A 24,320-nucleotide genomic window follows, 5' to 3' on the forward strand; every position below is an offset into this window, starting at 1 on the left:
TTGCCTGTCACTGGATCAATACCAATATCGATGACAAATGCCCATCTAGAGCCACAAGTGCATTTTTTCTTCTTGCACTTACAGCTCGTTTGTAAAAATGCCCTTTCACTTCATTGAATGTCCTCACTTTCTTAATTATTTTGTTCAATTGTCCATTATTCTCGCTTTGATAGGGAATAATTCGTTCTGTTGCAATTGATAAAGTAAATGGTCTTCTTGAGAATAATCCCGTGTCCTTCACTACTTGGTTTGATGGCATGGATAATGGTGAATCTCTATCGTCAAATAAGGTTATATCAGAGGTTTTTAAGGACACACGTAATCAAGCGCTTGTTAATCAAGCTCCAAATATCCTTGATGTCCACGAAAATGCAGTAAATATAAATATAGCGATTTTCAAGTTGACCATTCAGTCCGTCCTATACGAAAAGTTTAAAGACTAGGTTAAAGTGATCAATTTAAAAAAAAAAAGCAGACTTAATTCTGAGCCATCAAATTTTATAAATAGTCCTATTAAGTCCGTAATAAGGGGCTTTTTTGATAAAATTTTATTCTTGACAGGTGACGCTATTCTGCGGTACTATATACTGGTAATCGGTAATACAAAGTACCTGTGCTACAGAGTACTAAATAATATATAGTGAAATACTAATGGGGTGACAAATTGGAAAACATTACGGAAATGCTGAAAGGAGTGCTTGAGGGTTGTGTGCTTGAAATCATCAGCCGTGGCGAAACTTACGGCTATGAAATTACGCAACAGCTGCGAGAACTTGGCTTCACTGAAGTAGTTGAAGGGACAGTTTATACGATTACCATGCGGCTTGAGAAAAACAAACTGGTGGACATCGAGAAAAAGCCATCCACTAAGGGACCACCGAGAAAATTTTATACACTAAACGCAGCAGGTCAAGAACAACTTGGGTTTTTTTGGGGAAAATGGGAATTTGTCTCAAGCAAAATTAACGAACTCAAAACAAAATAAAATCAAAAGGAGAGGTAATATGAGTATTTTTGAAAAAATTATCGGAAATATGGATGACAAACAGGAATGGAAGGCGATGGAGAAGCGTGCGAAGGCACTTCCAAGTGAGTACCACAACGCTTACAACGCTATCAAAAAATATATGTGGACCGCTGGTGGTCCCACCGATTGGAAGGACATCAGCCGTATCTTTAATAGCATTCTCGACCTGTTCGAGGAAGGTGCAGCGGAAGGCAAGAAAGTCACTGACCTCACGGGTGAGGACGTGGCCGCTTTTTGCGACGAACTAGTGAAGGATGCGAAAACTTGGAAGGACAAATATCGTGCGAAGTTGAACAATACAATTGGTCGTGACTAATGACGAGATCCTAGTGGATTTTCGCTTAGCACTGACGCTAACAAGGCAAACTCGACAAATGAGTTCGAATTTTCTCCGAACTGATAACATTCTGTTTTTTTAATGTTAAAACCTATCTCGCAAAGTAGTATCATGAAGCGATTGAAAAAAGGAAAATTCAATAGATAATACCTACTGAATAGCTGGTTACAAATTTAAATTGCCACCTTACTATTCAGTTTTATTTTTAACTTAGTAGTAAGTTATACAGATTATCAGTCAGACTAAGTAGAGTAAAAAAGGCAATCTACCTTCACAAGGCACTCGACCGGATAATTATTCCTTTGTCTGAAGGCGAGCAACCCGGTTGCTTCTCAGACAAAACTTCCCAATCTCCGGGTCTCGTATGCGGCCTTGTAATGCATTTTATAAGGAGGAAAAAATATGAGCAATGCAGCAATTTCTGTAAAAGGTTTAAAAAAAACATTTAAAGACAAGGAAGTCTTAAAGGGGGTGGATTTTGAGGTGCGGCGTGGTGAAATTTTCGCACTGCTGGGCTCAAATGGAGCGGGCAAAACAACGACAGTCAACATCCTCTCCACGCTGATGAAGCCAAATGACGGCGAAGTAAGTATTTGTGACTTTGACGTTCAGCGTCAGCCGGATCATGTTCGCCAGAGTATCAGCCTAACAGGACAGTTTGCAGCTTTAGATGGCATGCAAACCGGGCGGGAAAATCTGATGATGATTGCCAAGTTGCGGGGAGTTTCCAATCCAGCTCAAGTCGCCGACAATCTACTTGCAAGATTCAGCCTGACCGATGCGGCCAACCGCCGTGCAGACAATTATTCTGGTGGAATGAAGCGTCGGCTTGACATAGCCATGAGCCTGATAGGGAAGCCAGCAGTCATTTTTCTCGATGAACCGACCACAGGGCTTGACCCCGAAGCGCGGATTGAAGTATGGGATACTGTCAAGGAGCTTGCAGGCGGTGGCACGACCATATTGCTAACAACCCAGTACCTGGAGGAAGCCGAACAACTGGCGGACCGTATTGCCATCCTGCATGGAGGGAAAATCATCACGACCGGTACACTTACCGAACTAAAGGAAATGTTCCCACCAGCGAAAGTGGAATACATCGAGAAGCAGCCGACATTGGAGGAAATTTTCCTTGAAATCATCGGGAAAAAGGAGGAGAAGTAAATGAAAAGTAAAACAGGAGTATTACTAGGGCGTTTAATGCGCAATATCATACGCAGTCCAGATACGATTATAACGGTGGCGATTACTCCGATTATGATGATGCTGTTGTTTGTCTACGTATTTGGCGGCGCCATAGAGACAGGGACGGACAATTACGTCAATTATCTATTGCCAGGAATTTTGCTGATCACCATCGCATCTGCTGTCGCTTACACTTCCTTGCGGCTATTTACAGATATAAAGAGCGGGCTGATGGCACGTTTCATTTCCATGCCCATCAAGCGCTCGTCGGTATTGTGGGCTCATGTGTTGACCTCGCTTATTTCCAATGCGCTTACTGTCGGGGTGGTTATACTCGTCGCGCTCTTGATGGGCTTCCGTTCTAACGCGGATATTGTGGATTGGCTTGCGGTAGTTGGGATACTTGGGCTGTTTACGCTGGCGCTGACATGGCTTGCGGTAATTCCGGGATTGACAGCAGGGTCTATGGAAGGGGCAACAGCATATTCGTACCCACTGATTTTCCTGCCGTTTATCAGTTCGGCTTTTGTCCCTACCGAAACTATGCCTAAAATTGTTCGTGCGTTCGCTGAGAACCAGCCGGTGACTTCAATCGTGAATTCGATTCGTTCCCTCTTGTATGAAGGGACTGTCGGCAACGGTATCTGGACCGCGCTTGCTTGGTGCGTTGGGATCATAGTCATCGCTTATTTAATTGCAAGTAAAGTATTTAAACGCCAGTTAGGGTAACTATTTAAAATGGAATAGATTTTACTATTTACTATTATATATAATAGTAAAAAGGCATTATTAAGGTATAAATATTATTTGAATAAATATGTAGCTGGAAAGCAAAATGCTATGATACATTTTGCTTTCCAGTAAGATTACCCATAAAATTACTAAATTTATCAGCTGCTTCTTGTTTCCTTCCTTCTGTTACATGAAGATAGACTCTTCTAGTAGTTTCATCATCTTGGTGACCTAAACCATCCATAATTTCATCTAGATCAACACCTGCTTCGGCAAGAAGTGATGTATGAGTATGGCGAAGTGAATGGGGGGTTACATTTAGATTCAAATCTGTCTTTTTTAGTATTCTTGCCATTCGGCTTTTAATGAATTTTATTAGCAAAGGATAACCGGGATGGCGATTAACATTTGCAAATACATAACCATTGTTATGATAAGATTGTCCAAAGTGTTTAATAATTCGTTCTTGTTCTGTCTTATTTTTTTTAAATGCATCAATTACAAATTGATCAATTGCAATCTTCCGTCTTGACTTTTTTGTTTTTGGTGGAAGAATTTGACATTTCCTTTGTAAAATGAGTAAAAATCCTCATTGTTGTTTTCATATCCTCATTATCAACCGTTTCCATGATAGTAGCTAAATCAATTTCAGCTTCTGTCATCATACTAATACGAGTGTGTCTAATATATGTGGAGTAGCTTTCTTTTCTATCTTCTGCAAAACATAAAATTAGTATCGTGAAATTCCTCTATTTTATGATGATATTTCATTATTATTTATCTTACTTTGCCTACTATAATGTGGATGAACTTCCAGAACTCGGTTTAGTGATGAGTGACTTCTCAAGTGACCCTACTATCATGGAATAGATATAGTTGGGTTGGGGGAGGCCACGTATCCAGATTTGGGTAGGTGGATGGGAGTCTATTTTCTAAAAAGTAACTCCAAATATATATCCATATTTAATCAAATAAAAAAGCTTATAGAGAAAAAACATTCTCTACAAGCTGGTCTAAATGATCATCTTTTCTATTCAAAATCTGTGATATCATTTTTGAATATTATGCTAGAATTTAGGTAACAGTTACTAAGCTAATGGGTAAGATTGATAAATAATCAGTTATACGGAATAGGTGAATGATATGGAAAAGGTTAATTTGAAGGAAATGTATAATGAATATAGAGAGAAAGGATACGATTGCAAAGAAGCATATAGTAAAATCCTAACAAGTGTTAAACAATATATTGATGGACTCTATCATTCTTACTATAGATTTCATTTCTGCACATCTATCATTAGGTCTGTGAATGTTTTGCCTTATAGCTCTATAACTTGTTAAATTTTCTATCCTATCTACGACTCTATTGAAGGCATTTTTAGGGGGGACTCACGATTTATTCTACACATGTTTTTACATAAGAACTAACTAATAAATGGGTTTATGCTATATGTATTGTGGTGAATGTCTGAATCTTGCAGTAGGAAAGTTGGGTTGATGAATAAAGAATGGTATAATACTATTAATATAAACGTCTTAATATTTCAAAAACATTTTATTCACATACCACTTGCTTATCTGATTTATGAAGGGATAGTAAATTATTTTAGTCTTTGTTTTAACGAATAGCAAGGAATGATAGCGTTTTCTGTTTTGTTGATTGGTCAATAAGTAGATTTAATACAAAAGGGAAGGGGGCAGAAAACATCTGCTAGCACAAGGTTTAATCTTTTAAAAAGGATGGATACATTAATGAAACAGTTTGAAATTACGAAAAAAGGAAACTTGCTTGATCAACAAGGCCGCGTAGCTCAGTCAGGCTATGCGAAACATTTAATTCTCCAATATAACCGGCAAATGGTTAAGGCATCGAAGTTTAGGATTAAAGAATGGGATTACTATTTTATTGGAAATAAAGACTTTGGAGTAACCATGACAATCGCTGATAATTCCTATATGGGATTAGCGGGAGTGGAGTTTTTTGACTTTACCAATCAAAAACAGCTTGATTTTCAGAAAATATCCCTTTTTCCGATGGGGAAAATGAATTTGCCCAATGACAGCAAAACGGGTGATATTACTTACCAGCACCGAAAGATACAAATGAGTATGGAATCACATGAGACACATAAGGGGCTTTTTTGCAGAATACCAAATATCGATGGGGGGCAGACTTTTGAACTGGATGTTAAACTATACTACCGCAATCAGGATTCAATGGTGATTGCGACGCCATTTGCAGATGATGAAAAGGCCTTTTACTATAATCAAAAAGTGAACAACCTTGAAGCAGAAGGGATGTTGAAAATAGGCGAAGAAAAATATGACTTAACGAATATGCTTGGAGTATTGGATTGGGGAAGGGGTGTCTGGACATATAATAATACTTGGTATTGGAGTTCGGCCTCAGGGAGATTGGGAGATGGAACGTTGTTTGGATTTAACTTGGGTTACGGGTTCGGTGATACAAGCAAGGCTAGTGAAAATATGGTTTTTTACAAAGGAAAAGCGTATAAATTAAATGATGTGGATTTTGGTATTCCTGCTTCTGATTATATGGATCCATGGCATTTCACCTCCCGCGATAAAGCAATCGATATGACGTTTGAGCCGATTTATCTCAATCATTCTGATATTAATGTAGGTGTTTTAAGACATCATCCCAACCAGATATTTGGATTGTATAGCGGTTATATAGAGATTAATGGTGGGGAAAAAATCAAGGTCAACGAGATTTTTGGCTTTGCTGAAAAAGTACATAATAAATGGTAGGTGCAAAGCATGCATCAATTGTTCCTCATGTATTAAGTCGAGCTTTCCGATTTCTTTCTGTAGATTAAGAGGGATGACAAAATGTAAAAAAGTATTTGGTGATCTTTTGTAAAATAGCCCTGGAGTTGATTTCCAGGGCTATTTTACATTTGAATTTAGTTGTTAAGTCATTGCTAGTACCTTTCTGGTAAGGTTCATGCATGATTCCTCTTATCCAAATAAAATTGGATCGCCTCATCAACAAAATGTAAAACGTCCTCTTTAACTGGATAGAGGTTTAAATCACGGGATTTTTCTGGTGATTTCCGTATTTCAAAAAATTTAACCTCTAGCTCTTCATTCCCATCAAATAGTTCATTGGATAATTCTAGGGTATCCTCTGCAATAATTTGCGCTTCAATGGAATCAGGGGTATCTCCTCGTTCTATACATAATTCAATTCTTTTAATGATGTTAATCCAATGTCGAATTTGTGGGTTATCTATTTCCATCTTAGGTAGTTTCTTCTTCAAGGTTACCTGCTCCTGTTGGTCAAAGTATTCATTCCACTTCATATCTTTATCATTCTTTTTCTGAGCTTCTAGTATTAGTGGAATCAATTGTTCCCAATTTAAATCTCCTTCCATATTAATAATATTTAAGATAGTATTCGTAGATTTTATAGAGTTATTAAGGTCTTCCATTTTCTGTTGTAGGGACTTTTTATGGGCATGAAGTAATTGTTCAATGGTGATTTTCGAAAGGATTTTTCCAATGTCATTAAGCGATAAATTTAGCATTTTTAATATCGTTATCTTTTGTAAGGTTAATAAGTCTTCATCATTGTAAAGCCTTTTACCATATTCATCCTTCTCACTTGGTGTCATTAATCCAATTTGATCATAATATCTTAATGCTCGAACAGAAATAGTCAACTTCTTTGCTACTTCACCAGTAGAATAAAATTTCATAAAAATCCCCCCTAAAAAGTACTTGCAGGTTACGTAACGTCATCTTATAAACTAAATATAGCATAAAAGAAGGGGAAGGGATTAGGAATGAATAAAAACTTTTTTAACCGAAGTCCGTGGTCATGGAAAGAGTTAACATTACTCTTAGTATTGGTGTTGGTGCTTGTTCCTTTTTTTATAGAATATTTACTGCTGCAAGCCTTAACTGACGCCTTTCAAAATGATTTGTATTCAGGGACATTAGTTGGGTTTATCATGTCCATCATTTTTACACTAGGGTTGTACTTTATCGCGATTAAGCCGAAAAAGTTATCTTGGAAGGAAGTAGGTTTACAGCGATTCCCGAAATCCTATTGGGGACCAATAATTGGATGGACAGTTGTTCTAATAATCGTTGCCATTATCGTCTCTTATGTGATGGAATGGGTATTTCAAATTGGGGTTGACAACAGTAAAACAGAGAGCTTACAAACAAGATTAACTTTTATCAACTTTATTATTGCATTCGTCTCAGCTGCTATTATTTCACCAATCTACGAGGAAATTTTTTATCGAGGGTTTCTTTATCGTTGGTTTAGAACAAAGTATGGGCTTTTCACAGGAATGTTCGTTAGTTCCTTCATTTTTATGATCGTTCACATCCCAACATTTAATACGTTACCATACACTTTTTTATCTGGACTCATTTTTGCCTGGACCTATGAAAAAACAAACTCTATTTATCCAGCAATGATTATTCATGCATTATTTAATGGACTTTCCATTATTTTAACAGCAACATTGTGATCTTTCTTTAATAAATAGACTGAGAAAGCCTCTCTTTTAGTTATCGTGTTTATTCGATGCCCGAGTGCTATCAACCAAATAAAAAAGAGCTGTCTGCAAAAGTGTTATCTATTTCAACCTTTGTGGACAGCTTTTTGCTATTGGGCAAGCATTATTTTCTTAACGATTAAAAACACTGATTTTTTATTTTCATTCATTTTTCCATTTACATAATTCAAATACTCCCTATAGAAAAGTCAAAAACACTGCAGTATATGCAATGTGTTTTTGATTTTTGCTCTTTTGACAAATTCTTTTGCTTTACGTATCTTTTACTTAAATACATGTAATTTCCTCTTTTTTTGCTGCATGTACTTAAAACCCTTAAATTATTGAATGACGCCCCCTTGTATTTGAATAACTACTTAATTGAACTTTGAATTAGCTCACCTTTTTACCCTTTTTCCATTCACCCTATTTTAACAAGAACTATTTAATAAAAATCTAGCTTGAAAGGAGTGATAAAATTATTTGAACTAATTATCTGTCACTATGTATATCATTTCTGGTAAATAGATTTGAATTTGAAGGAGGATATTTAATGGGTCACGATATTTCAGGATACAATAAAGCTGGGGAAGCAATTGCTTATGCACGTTTTAGCATGGGGAATTATAATGCTACTATACTGTACAGTTTACTTGATGCAAATGATTTCAATGCGGGTGTTAGTGGGTCAGGCAACATTTCTACTTTCTCGATACAACAAATGGAAAAGGCACTGAATGATTACAAACAATTATATGATAATGGTAATTCACTGTCAGAAAGTGATTTCTTAATGTCGGATCTTAAACAAATATTAGATTTCTTACAAAACTGTTTAGAAATAGCAAATAAAGAAGGTAGTGTGAAAGTGTTTTTTGGCTAAGGCCGCATAGAACAATTTATGCAGTATACTCCCAGCCATTAAAAATAATAATTAGTTAGAAATAGGGTGTCAGACTCCCACGGTTGTATAGTTTTAAAGTATGGGGGACTGACACCTTTTGCTGAATTATTAACTAAATAGTTACTAATTCCTTTTCTTTACGTTTTTTATCTAAGAGCTCTTTTCCCGCAATACCTGGATGTGTCATTTCGAATGGTTGTAGAATTGTATCAAGCTCTTTAGCTGTTAGTACACCTTTTTCAAGTACGATTTCACGTACTGGACGATTCGTACGGATTGCTTCATCTGCAATCATTGCAGCTGTTTCATAGCCAACATGTGGGTTAATTGCAGTAACAATACCAACACTATTATTTACATAATCATTCATTTTATTATTATTAGCTGTAATGCCGCTTAAGCAATATTCACGGAACACAGTAAATACATTAGTCATAACCTTTATGGACTGCAGTAAGTTGAATACAATAACTGGCTCCATTACATTTAATTCAAACTGGCCTGCTTCACAAGCTAAAGTAATCGTTAAATCATTTCCTGTTACTTGGAAAGCACTTTGATTTAATACTTCTGCCATTACTGGATTTACTTTGCCTGGCATAATAGATGATCCTGGCTGACGTGCAGGTAAATTAATTTCTCCAAAGCCGGAGCGTGGACCGGACGCCATCATGCGTAAGTCATTCGCCACCTTTGACATATTAACCATGCAGTTTTTTAATGAAGACGATACTTCAATATAGCAATCTGTATTTTGTGTGCCATCTACTAGATTTTCTACGGCTTTGATTGGTTGTCCACTGTACTGCGTGAGGTAGTTGACAACTTTCTCCATATAATCTGGATCAGCATTCAAGCCTGTTCCGACTGCTGTTGCACCCATATTCACTTCATATAGATTTTCACGCGTTCTACTGATGCGTTTTATATCTCTTTGAAGCACTCGTGCGTAGGCTGCGAATTCTTGCCCCAACCTGATTGGAACCGCATCCTGCAGGTGAGTACGTCCCATTTTGATAATTCCATCAAACTCTTCTGCTTTCTTTAGAAACGCAGCATGCAAGTCTTCCATTACAACCAGTAATTGGTCTAATCTTGTTAGTGTTGAAAGATGAATGGCTGTTGGGAAGGCATCATTGGTGGATTGAGCCATATTCACATGTGAGTTTGGACTTATTAATCTATAATTACCCTTTTGGTCACCAATTAATTCTAATGCGCGGTTTGCAATTACTTCATTTGTATTCATATTAATTGATGTTCCAGCTCCGCCTTGGATTGGGTCAACAATGAATTGGTCATGCCATTTACCTTCTATAATTTCATTTGCAGCGTTTACAATTCCATCAGCAATTTGTTCATCTAATTGTCCAACGGCACTGTTAGCTAGTGCTGCACTTTTTTTAACGATTGCCATTGCTCTAATTAAAGCCTCATCAATGCGATAACCTGTTATTGGGAAATTCTCTATAGCTCTCATTGTTTGAATTCCATAATAAGCATCTATTGGTACTTCTTTTTCTCCTAAAAAATCCTTTTCTACACGGAAATGGCATTGTTTATTATTCATAAGAGGTACTCTCCCTTGTTGTAATTTTGATAGATAAAAATACATAGTAGTACGATTTACAGTATTAACTATCATTGTACTACTTTTGCATGTTATTACTAGATGAAATTCGTAAATATGAAAAATATTATCCTTTAAATAATTAGGTAAACATTAGTAGGTAGGAATATTTCTGTACAATGGTGAGGGGTTATACTAAAATTGTATATAGCATAAAAAATAGCCAGACAAATAGGTTTCTTAAATGATTTTTATAAGATTTATTTAAGATGAAAAGGGAAGTTGGTGTAATTCCAACACGGTCCCGCCACTGTAAGCGATGAGGAAGGTTAAAATTATCCACTGTGTAAACTACATGGGAAGGGTTAACCAACTATTGAATCGTAAGTCAGGAGACCTGCCTATTTGGTTTTAAACTCCTCGAGGAAAGGAATGTTTAAAGTACATTTAAGCGGTCAGAGTATTTGGGATTCTAAATGCTTCATTGATACTTACTGAAGATATAAATGTACCTTATCCTTTTACGCCCTTTCTCATGGAAATGGCGTTTTTTTATTGCAAAGAAATAATAGGAGGAGAAGGAATGAACAGTAATTTTTTTAAAAAGTGGGGGCTTATAGGTTTTGTTCTGTTGTTGAGTATCGCAGTTTTAGTGGGTTGTGGTACACAAGAACAGGAAGAGACACAAAATGAGGCAAATGTATCTGAAGAAGTTGAAACAAATGATAATAAAGACGAGGAAACACAAGAAACAGCAGAAGAATTGTTTCCAATAACCTTTACAGATGACGTTGGACGCGAGGTAACAATTGAAACGGAACCAGAAAGCATTGTCTCGATTCAAGCGAGTACAACAGAAATTTTATTTGCACTTGGATTAGGAGATAAAATTATTGGAGTATCTGACTATGATAATTATCCAGAGGAAGCTTTAGAAATTCAAAAAGTTGGAGCACAGGATATGAATGTGGAACTTATCTTAACGCTTTTACCAGATGTCGTATTTGTAACGGACTATCACTACGGCAATCACGAGGATGTGCTAAACCAATATGAAGAAGCTGGTATGGAGGTTGTCGTAACTGGAAGTGCTGAATCATTTGACGATGCATATAGTGGAATGGAAATGATTGCTACTGCGACAGGAGCACAAGAAGAAGCAGATGCACTTATAGCTGATATGAAGGAACGTCATGAAGCAATTAAAGAAAAGGCAAAAGCAATAACGGATAAGAAAAAGGTTTGGGTGGAAGTAGCACCATCTCCGGATATTTTTACAACAGGGACAAATACATTTATGCATGAGATGCTTGAGTCCATCCAGGCCATAAATGCTGCAGAAGATGTAGAAGGATGGGCGAAATTCACTGAAGAGGAAGCTGTCAATTTGAACCCAGATGTTATTATTACGACATACGGATTTTATATAGATGACCCAGAAAATGAAGTGTATTCACGTGATGGTTGGAAGGAAGTTCCTGCCGTTAAGAACGAGCAAGTATTTGATGTTAATAACGATACAGTGACAAGACCAGGCCCTCGTTTAATTGAAGGGGTGGAGACACTTGCAGAGCTCATTTATCCAGAAGTATTTGGCGAATAAAGTATTTTGGTTGTATCTATTTGCAGGAGGGATTGTACTAGGTACAATCCTTCTCGGTTTATTGGAAAGTAGTGTGCACATTCCAATTCCCACCATTTTACATATTGTATTTGAAAATTCACTTGGAATAGGGTGGCTTAGTGATGTTCCTAAAAATGTAGAGATGATTATATGGAACATTCGGCTTCCAAGAGTTTTACTTGCACTTTGTGTTGGAGCATCCCTAGCATTAGCTGGTGCTGCCTTCCAAGGACTTTTGAGAAACCCATTAGCTGACCCTTATACGATTGGCGTTTCTTCAGGGTCTGCTTTAGGGGCAGTATTTGTCATATTTTTCCAAGTGACGATTGTGGGATTAGGAAGCTATACACTTCCTGTCGTTGCTATCGTAAGTGGTTTAATCACATTATTCATTGTCTTTGGTTTAGTTCGATTAAGTAGCAGAAGTTTGGCCATTGAAACGATTATATTGGCAGGAATTATTGTCAGTGCTTTTATTGGGGCGCTTACGTCATTAATTATTTCGCTAGGTGATCAAGATGCCATGACCCAAATTATTTATTGGCTATATGGTAGTGTGGCGATGAGAGGCTGGAGTCATGTGCAACTTATTATCCCTTTTATGATAGTCGGAGCCTTGATTCTTTTCGTGCACTATCGCGAATTAAATGCCTTAGCGTTAGGTGAGGAAGCAGCTGACCATATAGGAGTAAATGTAAAAAGAGGAAAGCTATTCATCTTAATTGGTGCTTCCTTATTAACGGGTGCTGCTGTAGCGGTTTCTGGAACGATTGGATTTGTTGGATTAGTGATCCCTCATCTTGTTCGTTTAGTGACAGGTCCTAATCACAAGCATGTTTTGCCATTATCGATGTTAATAGGTGGAGCCTTTCTCATTTTAGCGGATCTCCTTTCGAGGACAGTCGTTGCACCAAGTGAGCTTCCTCTCGGTGTCATTACAGGACTAATCGGTGCGCCGATTTTTGCGATATTACTCGTTAAAGAGCGAATCAGTGGAAGGGGGGACTAGAGTGATAAAAATAGAAAATCTGGTTGGTGGATATAAAAATACTCCCATTATTAAAGGAATGGATTTGGAGATAGAACAAGGGGAGTTCTTTGCATTACTTGGACCAAATGGGAGTGGTAAAACAACCCTATTTAAACTAATTACAGGACAGCTACCAATCAGGGAGGGAAAAATTATCCTTTCTGGAAAAGAAATTTCCTCCTATTCAAAGCTCGAAAAGGCAAAAAAAGTATCCGTCCTAACCCAAGAAATCCAGGTTTCCTTTGATTATACGGTTGAAGAGATTATTAGTCTTGGGCGTTACCCTCATCAAAAGGGAATGTTAAAGCAACTATCCATAGCAGATCAAAAAATGATGTCAGATGTCATGGAGAAAACGAAAATAAGCCATTATCGATATACCCCTTTTCGGATGATTAGCGGAGGTGAAAAGCAACGGGTTTTATTAGCAAAGGCTTTGGCACAGGAGCCAGAAATTCTACTTTTAGATGAGCCGACCAATCATTTGGATATTAATCATACGTTTCAGATCCTTGATTTATTAAAAGAACAGCAACAGGAAACAGGACTAACGGTTTTAGCGATATTACATGATTTAAATATTGCTTCCCTTTATGCAGATCGGATTGGTTTACTTGAAAAAGGCAAATTGTTAGAAGTCGGCGGTGTCGATGTATTACGGAAAGAAGAACAGTTAAAAAAGGTATATGAGGTCGAAGTAAAATCACAATCCCATCCAGTAGTACCAAAACCACAGATTCTCATGACACCAGGACATGTGATAACGGATAACCCTTTCGACTTCAACAAGTCCTATAAAATCGTGAAAAATAGCACGTATATTCATGTTCAATTTTTTCAAGCGTTACGAACAATCTCAAATGGAGTAATTGGAGAAGGGATACAGTGGGCAAAACACTTTTGTAATTTCCATGTGGATAAACACTATGATTGCTCTAATCCGAAAAAGGATTTGCAAGAGAAGATGAATACGTACGACATTCCATATGAACAGGCAGTAGGAATGATGACTGCGGTTAATTTGGAGGATATGGTGATGGAAACGAAAGAAATTGAAGGAATTCCCATGATGGTCATTGTAACAGCTGGAATTGGTAATGCTGTCGATATCACAAATGAATATGCAGTACATCCAAGTAGCCAGATTGGTACGATTAACACGATGTTGTTTATAGATGCCCATTTTACAGATGGGGCTCTTGTTAATGGCTACATGTCCGCAACCGAGGCAAAGGTAAAGGTATTACAAGACCTTCAAATTAAAGATCCTGAATCAGATACAATCGCAACTGGAACATCAACAGACGCGCTCCTTCTTGGCCTTACACAGCAAGGAGAAGTAACCCCTTATGCTGGATCAGGAACTGTTATGGGCAAAGGGATTGGTCAGTTGGTATATCACGCAACAATGAAAGCGGTAAAGAAGTATTTGAAACGAGTTCAAAGGTAAAAGGTCCTTTTAGTTTAATAGGGAGGGGGAGATTATTTTGTCAGAAAGAAGAATGGTCATTGCCGGTACAGGTAGTGGGGTAGGAAAAACAACCATAACCATTGGAATAATGGCTGCATTAAGAAAACGTGGACTCGCGGTGCAGGGATATAAATGTGGGCCCGATTATATTGACCCTACCTATCATACAACGGTAACCAAAAGGAAATCCCGAAATCTGGATAGTTGGATGTTTACAAAAGACAGGTTACTAGATATTTTTACACATGGAAAGGTAGGCGCTGATATTTCGATTATCGAAGGGGTAATGGGCTTCTTTGATGGAAAAAGTCCACAAACAAATGTCGGCTCTACTGCAGAGATTAGTATGTTAACGAAAAGTCCCGTACTTCTTGTTGTCGACTGTTCGAGTATGGCCCGTAGTGCTGCAGCAATTGTTAAGGGTTTTCAATTATTTGCGGAGGCTACCAATATCGTTGGAGTAATCGCAAATCAAGTGGGAAGTGAAGGTCACTTTCAATTAGTAAAGACAGCAATTGAACAAGAATGTGGGATACCTGTCATTGGATACTTAAAACGAGAATTAGATATTGAAATTCCAGAGAGACATCTAGGACTGATTCCTACGATTGAAAGAGGAGATTTAGATTCTTTCTTTGATAGATTAGGAGACTTGGTATTAGAGACAGTTGATATGGATACGTTTTTGGAACTTTCTATTGCAGAACCATTAACAACTTTTAGTGGCCCCTCGCTTTTTAACAAAAATAAAGAAAAGATTTTAAAAATAGCGGTGGCAAAGGATGCAGCATTTAATACGTATTATCCTGAGAATCTAGAACTGTTGGAAGAAAATGGTGTAGATATTATATATTTTTCCCCACTGGCTAATGAATGTCTACCAAATGATGTGGACGGGCTTTACCTTGGAGGCAGTTTTCCCGAAGTGTTTGCAAGGAAACTTGGTAGGAATCGTGTCACAAAAGAGTCCATAAGTACAGCAATTAAAAATGGATTACCAACTTTAGCGGAGTGTGGAGGTTTTATGTATTTAACGGAATCAATGGTAACAACAGATAACACCAAACATGAAATGATTGGAATGATTCCTGGTGAAATACAGATGAAACCTACCTTACAGTCACTTGGTTACCGAGAAATAGTGGGATGTGAAGGGAATTTTTTACTTAAAAGTAATGTAGCAAAAGGTCATGAATTTCATTATTCTACCTATCACCACTCCTCAGAGATTCCATTTGCCTATGAGGTAGAAGGGATGAGGGGAAAATATAAAGAAGGAATGCTCGCCTACAATGTTGTGGCAGGACTTACTCAAATTCATTTTGCCTCTTGCCCATCACTAGTTGATCATTGGATTGAAAAATGTTTAGAAATGAAGGCTATGGATTAATTATTTAAATTGCTAGATGAAAAAGAGTGATAGATTAATAGGAGGTTCGATAGGTTATGGTAAAGCGTAAAAGAAAAGGATTAACATTGGTATATACAGGAGACGGGAAAGGTAAAACAACGGCATCGGTAGGCTTAGCTGTACGCGCAGTTGGAAGAGGATTTAAAGTAAAAATACTGCAATTTATTAAATCACCAAGACGCTCTTATGGTGAGCAAATTTCATTAGAAAAGCTAGGGGTAGAGATGGTTCAACTAGGAATTGGATTTACTTGGTTGAAAACACCTGAAGAACATCGTGAAGCTTTAAAGAAGGCTTGGCCAATTGCTAGAGATACAGTGATGAGTGGAGAATATGATTTAGTGATTTTAGATGAGTTAAACAACGCCTTAGCGATTGATACTTTTCCAATTGATGATGTTTTACCATTAGATGAAGTAATTCACATGATTAAAAACAAACCAGAACATGTTCATCTTGTAATTACAGGAAGGAATGCACATAAAGAAATAAGAGATATAGCTGATCTTGTATCTGTCGTTGAGGTGGAAAAGCATTATTATGATGAAGGAATACCAGCTGTTAAAGGAATCGAGTTGTAAGCTAATCAGAAAATGAAAGAAGGGACCAGGGAGCATGGAATACCATCTCACAGCAATTGCATTAGCTATCTTCATTGACTTTTTAATTGGTGATCCTCCAACCTGGCCCCATCCTGTAAAGATGATTGGGAGTGGAATATCCCTATTAGAAAAAAAGCTGAATCACGGAAAGTCACGTAGAGCCAAAGGGACGTTGATGGTCATTCTAATCGCTTGTGTTACTTTCCTCATTACCGCTATTCTTGTCTGTTACTTTTATCGCCTTCATCCGATTGCGGGGATCATTCTAGAGAGTATCCTTATCTCTACGACGATTGCTCAAAAAGGATTAAAAGATGCCGCTTTATTGGTTTATCGTGCCCTTATGAACGGAGACTTAATGGAAGCAAGGCTTAAGTTATCCTATATTGTTGGCAGGGATACCGACAATCTTGGTGAAGAAGAGATAGTTAGGGGAACCGTAGAGACCGTTGCAGAGAACACAAGTGATGGGGTGACTGCTCCCTTATTTTGGGGGCTGATTGGTGGGGCACCACTTGCTTTTGTGTACCGGGCAATTAATACATGTGATTCGATGGTTGGTTATAAAAACGAAAAATATCAAGACTTTGGATGGGCTTCCGCTAGATTGGATGATTTGGTGAATTGGATACCAAGTCGACTCACTGCTTTCCTTATGTTATTAGGAAATAGACCAGAGAATATGAGTGTGAAAAATGCATGGAAAATCTTATTCCGGGATGCCAAAAGCCATCCAAGCCCGAATAGTGGTTGGTTGGAAGCAGCAGTAGCAGCTCTTCTGGGAATTCAACTTGGTGGAGTGAATTATTATAAAGGAGTCAAATCGAATAGAGCAAAAATGGGAGATCCTATTGTATCTTTAAGTAAAGAACATATATCGAAGACAAATAAGATATTAATACGAACCAGCCTTTTATTCTTACTTATTTTATGGCTAGGAGGGATACTTTTTGAATTTGCCACAGCATGGTTCTAACCCGCAATATATATATGATAAGATGGGCATTCCAAAGCCAGATAAATGGATTGATTTAAGTGCCAATATTAATCCATTGGGTCCACCTGATAATCTAATGAAAAGATGGGTGGATTTTTACAATGAGATAAGTGATTACCCAGATCCACATGCACTGTTGTTAAAGAAACAGATTGCTAAAATAACGGACGTAGATATAGGCTCCATCTTAATTGGAAATGGGGGATCCGAGCTAATTACATTATTAGGTCGGGTATTCGCTGGAAAGAATGTGCTCATTATTGAACCAGCCTTTTCTGAGTATGAGAAGGTTTGTCGTGCAAATGACTGTCGAATTTTTTATCACCAGTTGAATGAGTCGGAATGGAAATGGGAAGAGAATGAAATGGCTGAAAAACTAGACGATATGGATGTCGTATTTTTATGTAACCCTAACAATCCAACTGGCATTCACTACCCCTATTCAGTAATCGTTAAGCTTATAAAAGAGTGCGCACAAAGGAATATCTTTCTAATTGTTGATGAAGCCTTTTATGACTTTTTAGAAGACTATGTACCGATTACTCCTTTAGTAAATAAATACGAACATTTAATTATTCTTCGTTCCATGACGAAGATGTTTGCTATTCCTGGGTTACGATTAGGATATATGCTTGCGAATCAACAGATTATAGAAAAATTGACGACATATCAGCCGCATTGGAGTGTAAATACCTTGGCTCTTTTGGCAGGACAAGTATGTCTACAGGATGGCGCATTTGTTCAAAACACGACAGGATATATACGTTTTGAAAGGGAAAGGTTATTTTCATTCTTTCGAAAAGAAGGTTTTGCTTTCTCACCTTCACAAGTTAATTTTTATTTATTACGGGATCCATTGGAGAAAAATCAATTGTCCCTATTTGAGTTCCTACTAAGGAAAGGTATTGTCCCGAGGCATACGTATAATTTTCCTGGTTTAGAAGGAAAATGGCTCAGGTTTGCTATTAAAAGTACAGAAGAAAATAATCAACTTATGGAGGTGTTGAAGGATTGGAAACAGCGTCCATAACGTTTATCACCGGTGGAGTGCGTAGTGGAAAAAGCAGCTTTGCTGAAAGAGTGGCGTTGAATAAAGCAATGGAAATTGGGGGGGCTCTTCATTATATCGCGACAAGTGAGTCATTCGACGGCGAGATGAAGGAAAGAATTGCACTTCACAGGAAGGATAGAAATGAAAGTGGTTCTTCATGGAAAACGTGGGAACAAGCAACCAACATTGGCTCAGTAGCATTTCAGTTTCATGAAAATGATGTTCTTCTATTGGATTGTTTAACCACCTTATTATCGAATGAGTTATTTGCTCATGAATTAGATAAGAGTAAGCCGTTACTTCATAAAGAAGAAGTTTTCCATCATATATGGACTGGAATAAAAATGTTAGCCAATAATTGTAACCATTTGGTTCTTGTGAGTAATGAGGTTTTATCTGATCCAATCCCTCAGAATGAACAGATGATGAGCTATTGTCAACTTTTAGGGAATTTACACAAGCAAATTACAAGCATTGCTAAACAAGCATATGTTGTCGAAGCGGGTATACCTTTACTTATGAAGGAGGGATAAATTATGAGAGGGATTATGATTCAAGGAACTGCCTCGGATGTAGGGAAAAGTTTAATAACAACTGGGTTATGCCGCCTATTTGTACAGGAGGGTGTGAAAGTCACTCCATATAAATCGCAAAATATGTCAAACAATTCCTATGTAACGGTGGATGGAAAAGAGATTGGACGGGCTCAAGGGATACAAGCAGAAGCGGCTCAAACGGAGGCGACAGCATGGATGAATCCGATTCTCTTAAAACCACGATCAGATGTACAATCGGAAGTGGTTCTATTTGGAAAGAGAGAGGAAACATTATCTGGGAGAGATTATCGAGAAAAGTTCTATAGAAAAGGGCTGGAAGCTATCCAATCTTCCTTGGATTATTTAGAAAAAGAGTTTGATATGGTTGTGATAGAAGGAGCTGGTAGTCCAGCAGAAATCAATCTAAACGACAGAGAGCTCGTGAATATGAAGGTAGCGGAACTTGCGGATGTGCCAGTCATTTTAGTGGCTGATATTGAACGTGGCGGTGTTTTTGCCAATATTATTGGTACATTGGAACTACTTACCCCAGAGGAACGAAGACGGGTACAGGGACTAATCATTAATAAATTTCGAGGAGATATCGGGTTATTTCAAGATGGTGTAAAGTGGTTGGAAGAAAAAACGAGCATTCCAGTACTTGGTGTTCTTCCCTATATAGAGAACCATCAAATCGATGGGGAAGATTCCTTGTCCATCAAGTCACAGTTTTATATGAAACGAGAGAAGCCAATTGATATTGTTGTTCTTTCTTTGTCCTATATATCCAATTACAGTGATATCGAGCCATTTCTTTATGAGGAGGATGTCTCCGTTCGATTTGTAAAAGAGGCATCCGATTTTGGTAGACCAGACGCTGTCATTATTCCAGGAACGAAAAGTACTATCCATGATTTGCGTGAAATCAACGACTCAGGGCTACAGGAACAACTATATAACTTTGTTGAGCATGGTGGTTTTATGGTGGGTATTTGCGGTGGTTTTCAAATGATGGGGCTGGAGATAATCGATCAGTCAGGCTCAGATACGGGGAATAAGGGAGAGCGAGTTAAAGGGATAAGTTTTATTCCAGCTCGAACTTACTTCTTTGAGGAGAAAGAAACAATTCGTGTGAAAGGACACTACCATACTAATACAAAGTTAAATGGAAATGAATCCATTGAGGGTTATGAAATCCATTTAGGGAAAACAGTGATAATTGGAGAAGAAGCTCCATTCCTTAAATTGGAAGATGGGAGAAACGAAGGGTATTACAGTCTTGATGGGAAAATAATAGGTACCTACGTACATCATCTTTTCCATAATGATGAATGGAGAAATACATGGTTGAATGAAATTCGTAAATGGAAGCATCAACCTATAAAGGATGTAGTGTATACAAGGGAGTTAAAAGAGGATCGGTATGACAGACTTGCTTTTCAAATGAAAAGTCACTTGAACTGGGAAAAGATAAAAGATATTACATATGGATGGGATAGGGAAAAATGAAGATGCTCAGAGGATTCTTCATTTCTCTGCAATTTTTAACTGCTTTTCCGATTAACAAGTCCTTTCCAATGGATAAGGTGCATATCGAGAAAAGTATTCAATCCTTTCCTTTATTGGGTTTGTTGCAAGGAGTTTTATACAGTTCATTGCTATATGTACTTTTGGAATGGACACCTTTTTCAGTATTAGCCGTTGCATTTATCGTCTGGCTCTGCACCATCATTATCACTGGAGGAATCCATTTGGATGGGTGGATGGATGCTAGTGATGCCTTTTTCTCTTACCAGGATAAAGAAAAAAGACTAGAAATCATGAAGGATCCACGAATGGGGGCTTTTGGAGCGCTTTCTGTTCTTGTTCTGCTAAGCTCAAGGTTATTATTCATCTATGAAATTACCGTATTTGTAAGTGACCTATCATTCTTCCTTATTCTATTCATTCCTTTTATGAGTAAAGTAGTAATGGGAATGGTGCTTTTAAGGGTACCAGCAGCTAAGCCAGATGGACTGGCATTCTTTTTCAAGAAAGCAGGTAACCCTAGTACATTAAATATTTATCCTATTTATTTGATTGCATTGCTCGGACTTATTGCTGTTATTGATATGCATGTACTTTTACTAGCGCTTTTCATTGTAGTAGTTGCGGTAGGATGTTTTTTCTTCATTCGGAAAAAGTCTGTAACGTGGTTTGGTGGAATAACAGGGGATGTACTTGGAGCTTCTGTAGAGGGGACTGAAAATGTTTTATGGATGACACTGTGGCTATTACATTATTTCGTCATGGGTTAACAGAGGGAAATAGGAAGAGGATGTATATGGGATGGAATGATTCTCCCTTGTGTAAAGAAGCAATTCAACAATTATCGACTTATCAATTTAATAAAGAAACCTATGACATATTTGTATCCAGTGATTTAAAGCGATGTTTGTCTACGATCAATCTATTATTCCCTCATGTTGACCCGTTGACTCTACGCGAATTAAGAGAAATTAACTTCGGAATTTTTCAAGGGAAAACATATGAGGAATTAAAAGAGAGGAAAGAATACCAGCAATGGCTGAATAATATGCTGACTTATTCTCCTCCAGGTGGTGAGAACTTTAGCCAGTTTACCAAGAGAGTAGAAAAAGGATGGAATAGATTAGTTGACACTATGGTACAACAGGATTATCGGAAGGCGTTCATTGTGACACATGGTGGTGTAATTCGGTATTTACTAGATAAGTTGTCTCCATGTGAAAAAGAATTTTGGGAGTGGGAAATTCTGCACGGTACGGGATATGTGTTGACATTTAACTGGAATCAATTAAGGAGGGGAGCGCATTGCATTTCATTACAGGAGGTGCCTTTAACGGGAAGCGAGCCTGGGTAAATAAGAACTATCAGGAAGCGGAATGGATTTCTGCCTACAAAGGAGAGTTGTTATTGGAAAATCCCGCCATTTTGCAAAGTTCGAAAATTGTATTGGAAGGGGTAGAGTTGTGGACCAAAGAACTGTCCGCAAAAATGACAATCAATCAAGCTAGGGAATATTTGAAGAAAGTGATAGAGGATTGGCTAGAATGGGAAAGTTTAAGTTCCGACCGTAAAATCATCGTCATTGGTACAGATATTATGAAAGGAATTGTACCTGTGGAAAAAGAGAATAGAAATTGGCGGGATTTAACAGGATGGTTTTATCAAGACCTTTCTCTTAGGTGTGAGCGTGTTGATTTAATTTGGTATGGTATTAATCGGACACTAAAGGGGAGTGGATTGTAAAATGGGTGCTAGAAAAATGAGTATATTAGCTTTGTTTATTACACTGTCTGTTATCGGTGCAGCCATTAAGGTACCTGCAATTCTTGGAAGTGTCGCATTAGACTCCTTTCCAGCCTTACTTGTGCCACATTTTTTGGTGCAGGACCAGGTGCTATAGTCGGAGGACTTGGGCATATGATATCGGCTTTAACTGGCGGGATGCCCCTTGGATCTCTTCATTTTATTATTGCACTAGAAATGGCTCTCCTTGTTTTCATATTTGCTATGTTATTTCGAAGAGGGAAAAAACGTTTAGCGAGTATTCTTTTTGTTATTGGAAATGCCTTTGTTTCCCCAATACCTTTTATCTATTTGTTTGACTTGACCTTTTATTTTGCACTTTTACCTTCTTTATTTATAGGTTCTTTATTAAATACAGCTATAGCTTGGGTTGTTACTCCTCCTTTAACTACTAAAATTCAAGGGATTTATCATAGAGGCGAGGTGAAAGGATGAGAGATGCGCTTTACATTCCTATTAGCAAAGACGAGAAGCTTGTGATTACTACTGATAATAGTGGGGCTATTGGAATGAAGGAACAAGATGCTGTAAAGGTTCCATATAAAACAGTTAGTTACCATTCATTTAGAGTAGCGATAATGGAATGCTTGGCCACAGGAGCCACACCTATTTCCATTGTTATTCAAAACTTTTGCGGGGAGGAGGCTTGGGATGAAATCGTTACTGGAGTGAAAAAGGGATTATTGGAACTTCAAATGGAAAACGTACCTATTACAGGAAGTACAGAAAGTAATTTTCCACTATCCCAATCGGCAATGGGGTTAAGTGTGATTGGAAAAAAATCAAATGTAAGTAATATGGAACAACAAGACATACAGCAACAACATATTGCATTGATTGGGTTGCCATTGGTAGGAGAAGAAGTGATATCCCAAGCTGATAAAATCGCACCATTATCTATATTTAAAGAAATATGTAGTATTCAAGATGTAACTGTATGGCCAGTTGGGTCAAAGGGCGTACTCCACGAACTAGAGCGAATGATTCCTGGTTTGGAGAAAAATGGGACGACATCATCCTCTAAAGTTGACTTGATAAAATCGGGAGGACCATCGACCTCCTTTTTGGTTGCATATCCTTTTAAATCGGAACAAAGAATAAAAGAAATTGCGGGGAAACATTTTTATAAACTATAGTAGGAGGAGATTACCTTGTTGAATCTCTATTTTGTTAGACATGGCGAAACGGAATGGAATGTACAAAATAGATTACAAGGACAGTTAGATTCAAGGTTAACTTCTAATGGAATTCAAAGTGCAAGATTACTAGCAAGAAAATTAGAAGCAACTAAATTTGAATCGGTGATTTCTAGTTCAAGTAAAAGGGCAGTTCACACCGCGGAATTACTAATTGGGAACAGGCCTTTGTCTTTTAGAACAGATGAACACTTGTTGGAAATCAATCTTGGGAGCTGGCAAGGCAAAACAGTTGAGGAAATTAAAAAAATGGACCCACATAACTATAATTGCTATTTCCATCATCCAAATTTATATATGCGTAATGAAAATGAAACAGAAAATTTTATAGATGTAAAAGAAAGACTAGAAGCATTTTTAAAAACCATGCAAAAAACCTATCAATCAGGTAATCTACTTATTGTTACACATGGTATGGTTATAAAGGTATTGCAAATGATGTGTAAAAGTAATTCAATTAAACAGCTTTGGGATCCTCCTGCAATAGAAGGAACAAGTTTAACCGTTGTAAGAATAGAAGAAGGAAAGAGAGAGCTTTTGCTCGAAGGAAGTCTTTCTCATAAAAGAGGCTTCCCACAAGTTTAATGAAATTTGTGGGAAGCTTCTTTCTTGCTTTATTTTTTAATTTATATGGAGTAGTTCAAGCTTGCCTTAAGTATACCGTAAGCCCGAATTATAAAAAAGTGCACTTTTCAAAGTAAACATGACAAATAACCGTGAATCCATGATTTTTAAATTGGATTTACGGTTATTTCACTTTATTCGCACATTCCTCTTGAATT

The 24,320-nt window shown here is 37.6% G+C and carries 27 protein-coding genes and 1 riboswitch; of the genes, 23 read left to right on the forward strand and 4 right to left on the reverse strand.

Going from position 1 to position 24,320, the window contains the following annotated elements:
- Positions 1–7 precede the first annotated feature (7 nt).
- Positions 8–316 carry a hypothetical protein gene (locus tag D8M05_RS16235; RefSeq protein ID WP_183072834.1) on the reverse strand — a complete coding sequence of 103 codons (309 nt, stop codon included), beginning with the start codon at positions 314–316 and terminating at the stop codon, positions 8–10.
- A gap of 348 nt (positions 317–664) precedes the next feature.
- Here D8M05_RS16235 and D8M05_RS16245 point away from each other — a divergent pair, with 348 nt between their 5' ends.
- The 4 genes from D8M05_RS16245 (at position 665) to D8M05_RS16260 (ending at position 3,278) form a co-directional block, all read left to right on the forward strand.
- Positions 665–985 carry a PadR family transcriptional regulator gene (locus tag D8M05_RS16245; protein WP_121133681.1) on the forward strand — a complete coding sequence of 107 codons (321 nt, stop codon included), beginning with the start codon at positions 665–667 and terminating at the stop codon, positions 983–985.
- Positions 986–1,004: 19 nt separating this feature from the next.
- Positions 1,005–1,343: a DUF1048 domain-containing protein gene (locus D8M05_RS16250; RefSeq protein ID WP_121133683.1), complete on the forward strand. Its 339-nt coding sequence runs from the start codon at positions 1,005–1,007 to the stop codon at positions 1,341–1,343.
- Positions 1,344–1,766: 423 nt separating this feature from the next.
- Positions 1,767–2,528: an ABC transporter ATP-binding protein gene (locus tag D8M05_RS16255; protein WP_121133685.1), complete on the forward strand. Its 762-nt coding sequence runs from the start codon at positions 1,767–1,769 to the stop codon at positions 2,526–2,528.
- Positions 2,529–3,278, forward strand: coding sequence for an ABC transporter permease (locus D8M05_RS16260; protein ID WP_121133687.1), 750 nt, complete (start codon positions 2,529–2,531; stop codon positions 3,276–3,278). It abuts the gene before it with no gap.
- A gap of 109 nt (positions 3,279–3,387) precedes the next feature.
- Here the strand turns inward: D8M05_RS16260 and D8M05_RS16265 are convergent, their stop codons facing one another.
- On the reverse strand, positions 3,388–3,858 hold the full coding sequence (locus D8M05_RS16265; RefSeq protein ID WP_121133689.1) for a tyrosine-type recombinase/integrase: 471 nt from the start codon (positions 3,856–3,858) through the stop codon (positions 3,388–3,390).
- A gap of 1,175 nt (positions 3,859–5,033) precedes the next feature.
- Between D8M05_RS16265 and D8M05_RS16270 the strand changes: the two genes are divergently transcribed.
- Positions 5,034–6,053: a DUF2804 domain-containing protein gene (locus tag D8M05_RS16270; RefSeq protein ID WP_183072835.1), complete on the forward strand. Its 1,020-nt coding sequence runs from the start codon at positions 5,034–5,036 to the stop codon at positions 6,051–6,053.
- 194 nt (positions 6,054–6,247) lie between these two features.
- Here the strand turns inward: D8M05_RS16270 and D8M05_RS16275 are convergent, their stop codons facing one another.
- Positions 6,248–7,003 (reverse strand): MerR family transcriptional regulator, encoded by a 756-nt coding sequence (locus D8M05_RS16275; protein WP_121133693.1) that lies wholly within the window; start codon positions 7,001–7,003, stop codon positions 6,248–6,250.
- A gap of 87 nt (positions 7,004–7,090) precedes the next feature.
- Between D8M05_RS16275 and D8M05_RS16280 the strand changes: the two genes are divergently transcribed.
- Both D8M05_RS16280 and D8M05_RS16285 read left to right on the forward strand, forming a co-directional pair.
- Positions 7,091–7,789 carry a CPBP family intramembrane glutamic endopeptidase gene (locus tag D8M05_RS16280; RefSeq protein WP_121133695.1) on the forward strand — a complete coding sequence of 233 codons (699 nt, stop codon included), beginning with the start codon at positions 7,091–7,093 and terminating at the stop codon, positions 7,787–7,789.
- 580 nt (positions 7,790–8,369) lie between these two features.
- Positions 8,370–8,699, forward strand: coding sequence for a hypothetical protein (locus D8M05_RS16285; protein WP_183072836.1), 330 nt, complete (start codon positions 8,370–8,372; stop codon positions 8,697–8,699).
- A 133-nt stretch (positions 8,700–8,832) separates the two neighbouring features.
- Here the strand turns inward: D8M05_RS16285 and aspA are convergent, their stop codons facing one another.
- Positions 8,833–10,290, reverse strand: a complete 1,458-nt coding sequence (aspA, locus tag D8M05_RS16290; protein WP_121133697.1) for an aspartate ammonia-lyase — start codon at positions 10,288–10,290, stop codon at positions 8,833–8,835.
- 216 nt (positions 10,291–10,506) lie between these two features.
- A riboswitch (cobalamin riboswitch) is annotated at positions 10,507–10,709 on the forward strand.
- 164 nt (positions 10,710–10,873) lie between these two features.
- Here aspA and D8M05_RS16295 point away from each other — a divergent pair.
- Genes D8M05_RS16295 through D8M05_RS16365 form a run of 16 tightly spaced genes read left to right on the forward strand, consistent with a single transcriptional unit; the run spans position 10,874 to position 24,123 of the window.
- Positions 10,874–11,893 (forward strand): ABC transporter substrate-binding protein, encoded by a 1,020-nt coding sequence (locus tag D8M05_RS16295; protein ID WP_121133699.1) that lies wholly within the window; start codon positions 10,874–10,876, stop codon positions 11,891–11,893.
- Positions 11,856–12,923 carry a FecCD family ABC transporter permease gene (locus tag D8M05_RS16300; RefSeq protein ID WP_121133701.1) on the forward strand — a complete coding sequence of 356 codons (1,068 nt, stop codon included), beginning with the start codon at positions 11,856–11,858 and terminating at the stop codon, positions 12,921–12,923. The genes D8M05_RS16295 and D8M05_RS16300 overlap by 38 nt, the downstream gene beginning before the upstream one ends.
- A 1-nt stretch (position 12,924) precedes the next feature.
- A complete protein-coding gene (locus D8M05_RS16305; protein ID WP_121133703.1) occupies positions 12,925–14,394 on the forward strand; it encodes an adenosylcobinamide amidohydrolase in 1,470 nt (489 codons plus the stop codon).
- A gap of 37 nt (positions 14,395–14,431) precedes the next feature.
- Positions 14,432–15,805 (forward strand): cobyrinic acid a,c-diamide synthase CobB, encoded by a 1,374-nt coding sequence (locus D8M05_RS16310; RefSeq protein WP_245985460.1) that lies wholly within the window; start codon positions 14,432–14,434, stop codon positions 15,803–15,805.
- 56 nt (positions 15,806–15,861) lie between these two features.
- Entirely contained in the window at positions 15,862–16,407 is a 546-nt protein-coding gene (locus D8M05_RS16315; RefSeq protein ID WP_121133704.1) for a cob(I)yrinic acid a,c-diamide adenosyltransferase, read from the forward strand.
- A gap of 34 nt (positions 16,408–16,441) precedes the next feature.
- Entirely contained in the window at positions 16,442–17,404 is a 963-nt protein-coding gene (cbiB, locus tag D8M05_RS16320) for an adenosylcobinamide-phosphate synthase CbiB (protein WP_121133711.1), read from the forward strand.
- Positions 17,379–18,455, forward strand: coding sequence for a threonine-phosphate decarboxylase CobD (gene cobD, locus D8M05_RS16325; protein WP_121133713.1), 1,077 nt, complete (start codon positions 17,379–17,381; stop codon positions 18,453–18,455). The genes cbiB and cobD overlap by 26 nt, the downstream gene beginning before the upstream one ends.
- Entirely contained in the window at positions 18,437–19,009 is a 573-nt protein-coding gene (locus D8M05_RS16330; RefSeq protein WP_121133715.1) for a bifunctional adenosylcobinamide kinase/adenosylcobinamide-phosphate guanylyltransferase, read from the forward strand. The genes cobD and D8M05_RS16330 overlap by 19 nt, the downstream gene beginning before the upstream one ends.
- A gap of 3 nt (positions 19,010–19,012) precedes the next feature.
- Positions 19,013–20,521 carry a cobyric acid synthase gene (locus tag D8M05_RS16335; protein ID WP_121133717.1) on the forward strand — a complete coding sequence of 503 codons (1,509 nt, stop codon included), beginning with the start codon at positions 19,013–19,015 and terminating at the stop codon, positions 20,519–20,521.
- On the forward strand, positions 20,518–21,309 hold the full coding sequence (gene cobS, locus D8M05_RS16340) for an adenosylcobinamide-GDP ribazoletransferase (protein ID WP_121133719.1): 792 nt from the start codon (positions 20,518–20,520) through the stop codon (positions 21,307–21,309). Before D8M05_RS16335 ends, cobS begins: the two co-directional genes overlap by 4 nt.
- A gap of 26 nt (positions 21,310–21,335) precedes the next feature.
- Positions 21,336–21,893 (forward strand): histidine phosphatase family protein, encoded by a 558-nt coding sequence (locus D8M05_RS16345; protein WP_245985462.1) that lies wholly within the window; start codon positions 21,336–21,338, stop codon positions 21,891–21,893.
- The gene (locus D8M05_RS16350) at positions 21,845–22,282 is read left to right on the forward strand and encodes a bifunctional adenosylcobinamide kinase/adenosylcobinamide-phosphate guanylyltransferase (RefSeq protein ID WP_121133723.1); all 438 of its coding nucleotides are present in this window, start codon (positions 21,845–21,847) and stop codon (positions 22,280–22,282) included. Before D8M05_RS16345 ends, D8M05_RS16350 begins: the two co-directional genes overlap by 49 nt.
- 1 nt (position 22,283) lies before the next feature.
- Entirely contained in the window at positions 22,284–22,439 is a 156-nt protein-coding gene (locus tag D8M05_RS20635; RefSeq protein ID WP_245985464.1) for a hypothetical protein, read from the forward strand.
- Between the two features lie 17 nt (positions 22,440–22,456).
- Entirely contained in the window at positions 22,457–22,777 is a 321-nt protein-coding gene (locus D8M05_RS20640) for a hypothetical protein (protein ID WP_245985465.1), read from the forward strand.
- Entirely contained in the window at positions 22,774–23,478 is a 705-nt protein-coding gene (locus tag D8M05_RS16360; protein WP_121133725.1) for an AIR synthase related protein, read from the forward strand. Before D8M05_RS20640 ends, D8M05_RS16360 begins: the two co-directional genes overlap by 4 nt.
- Positions 23,479–23,493: 15 nt before the next feature.
- Positions 23,494–24,123 carry a histidine phosphatase family protein gene (locus tag D8M05_RS16365; RefSeq protein ID WP_121133727.1) on the forward strand — a complete coding sequence of 210 codons (630 nt, stop codon included), beginning with the start codon at positions 23,494–23,496 and terminating at the stop codon, positions 24,121–24,123.
- Positions 24,124–24,320 lie beyond the last annotated feature (197 nt).

It is taken from the genome of Oceanobacillus bengalensis, from assembly GCF_003628445.1.
GTDB classification, from domain to species: domain Bacteria; phylum Bacillota; class Bacilli; order Bacillales; family Amphibacillaceae; genus Oceanobacillus; species Oceanobacillus bengalensis.

What these genes read in the sequence shown, in the direction of transcription:
- D8M05_RS16250 (WP_121133683.1), top strand. Translation starts at nt 1,005, where the DNA reads ATGAGTATTTTTGAAAAAATTATCGGAAATATGGATGACAAACAGGAA.
- D8M05_RS16255 (WP_121133685.1), top strand. Translation starts at nt 1,767, where the DNA reads ATGAGCAATGCAGCAATTTCTGTAAAAGGTTTAAAAAAAACATTTAAA.
- D8M05_RS16260 (WP_121133687.1), top strand. Translation starts at nt 2,529, where the DNA reads ATGAAAAGTAAAACAGGAGTATTACTAGGGCGTTTAATGCGCAATATC.
- D8M05_RS16270 (WP_183072835.1), top strand. Translation starts at nt 5,034, where the DNA reads ATGAAACAGTTTGAAATTACGAAAAAAGGAAACTTGCTTGATCAACAA.
- D8M05_RS16275 (WP_121133693.1), bottom strand. Translation starts at nt 7,003, where the DNA reads ATGAAATTTTATTCTACTGGTGAAGTAGCAAAGAAGTTGACTATTTCT.
- D8M05_RS16280 (WP_121133695.1), top strand. Translation starts at nt 7,091, where the DNA reads ATGAATAAAAACTTTTTTAACCGAAGTCCGTGGTCATGGAAAGAGTTA.
- D8M05_RS16285 (WP_183072836.1), top strand. Translation starts at nt 8,370, where the DNA reads ATGGGTCACGATATTTCAGGATACAATAAAGCTGGGGAAGCAATTGCT.
- aspA (WP_121133697.1), bottom strand. Translation starts at nt 10,290, where the DNA reads ATGAATAATAAACAATGCCATTTCCGTGTAGAAAAGGATTTTTTAGGA.
- D8M05_RS16295 (WP_121133699.1), top strand. Translation starts at nt 10,874, where the DNA reads ATGAACAGTAATTTTTTTAAAAAGTGGGGGCTTATAGGTTTTGTTCTG.
- D8M05_RS16315 (WP_121133704.1), top strand. Translation starts at nt 15,862, where the DNA reads ATGGTAAAGCGTAAAAGAAAAGGATTAACATTGGTATATACAGGAGAC.
- cbiB (WP_121133711.1), top strand. Translation starts at nt 16,442, where the DNA reads ATGGAATACCATCTCACAGCAATTGCATTAGCTATCTTCATTGACTTT.
- D8M05_RS16335 (WP_121133717.1), top strand. Translation starts at nt 19,013, where the DNA reads ATGAGAGGGATTATGATTCAAGGAACTGCCTCGGATGTAGGGAAAAGT.
- cobS (WP_121133719.1), top strand. Translation starts at nt 20,518, where the DNA reads ATGAAGATGCTCAGAGGATTCTTCATTTCTCTGCAATTTTTAACTGCT.
- D8M05_RS16345 (WP_245985462.1), top strand. Translation starts at nt 21,336, where the DNA reads ATGGGATGGAATGATTCTCCCTTGTGTAAAGAAGCAATTCAACAATTA.
- D8M05_RS20635 (WP_245985464.1), top strand. Translation starts at nt 22,284, where the DNA reads ATGGGTGCTAGAAAAATGAGTATATTAGCTTTGTTTATTACACTGTCT.
- D8M05_RS20640 (WP_245985465.1), top strand. Translation starts at nt 22,457, where the DNA reads ATGATATCGGCTTTAACTGGCGGGATGCCCCTTGGATCTCTTCATTTT.
- D8M05_RS16360 (WP_121133725.1), top strand. Translation starts at nt 22,774, where the DNA reads ATGAGAGATGCGCTTTACATTCCTATTAGCAAAGACGAGAAGCTTGTG.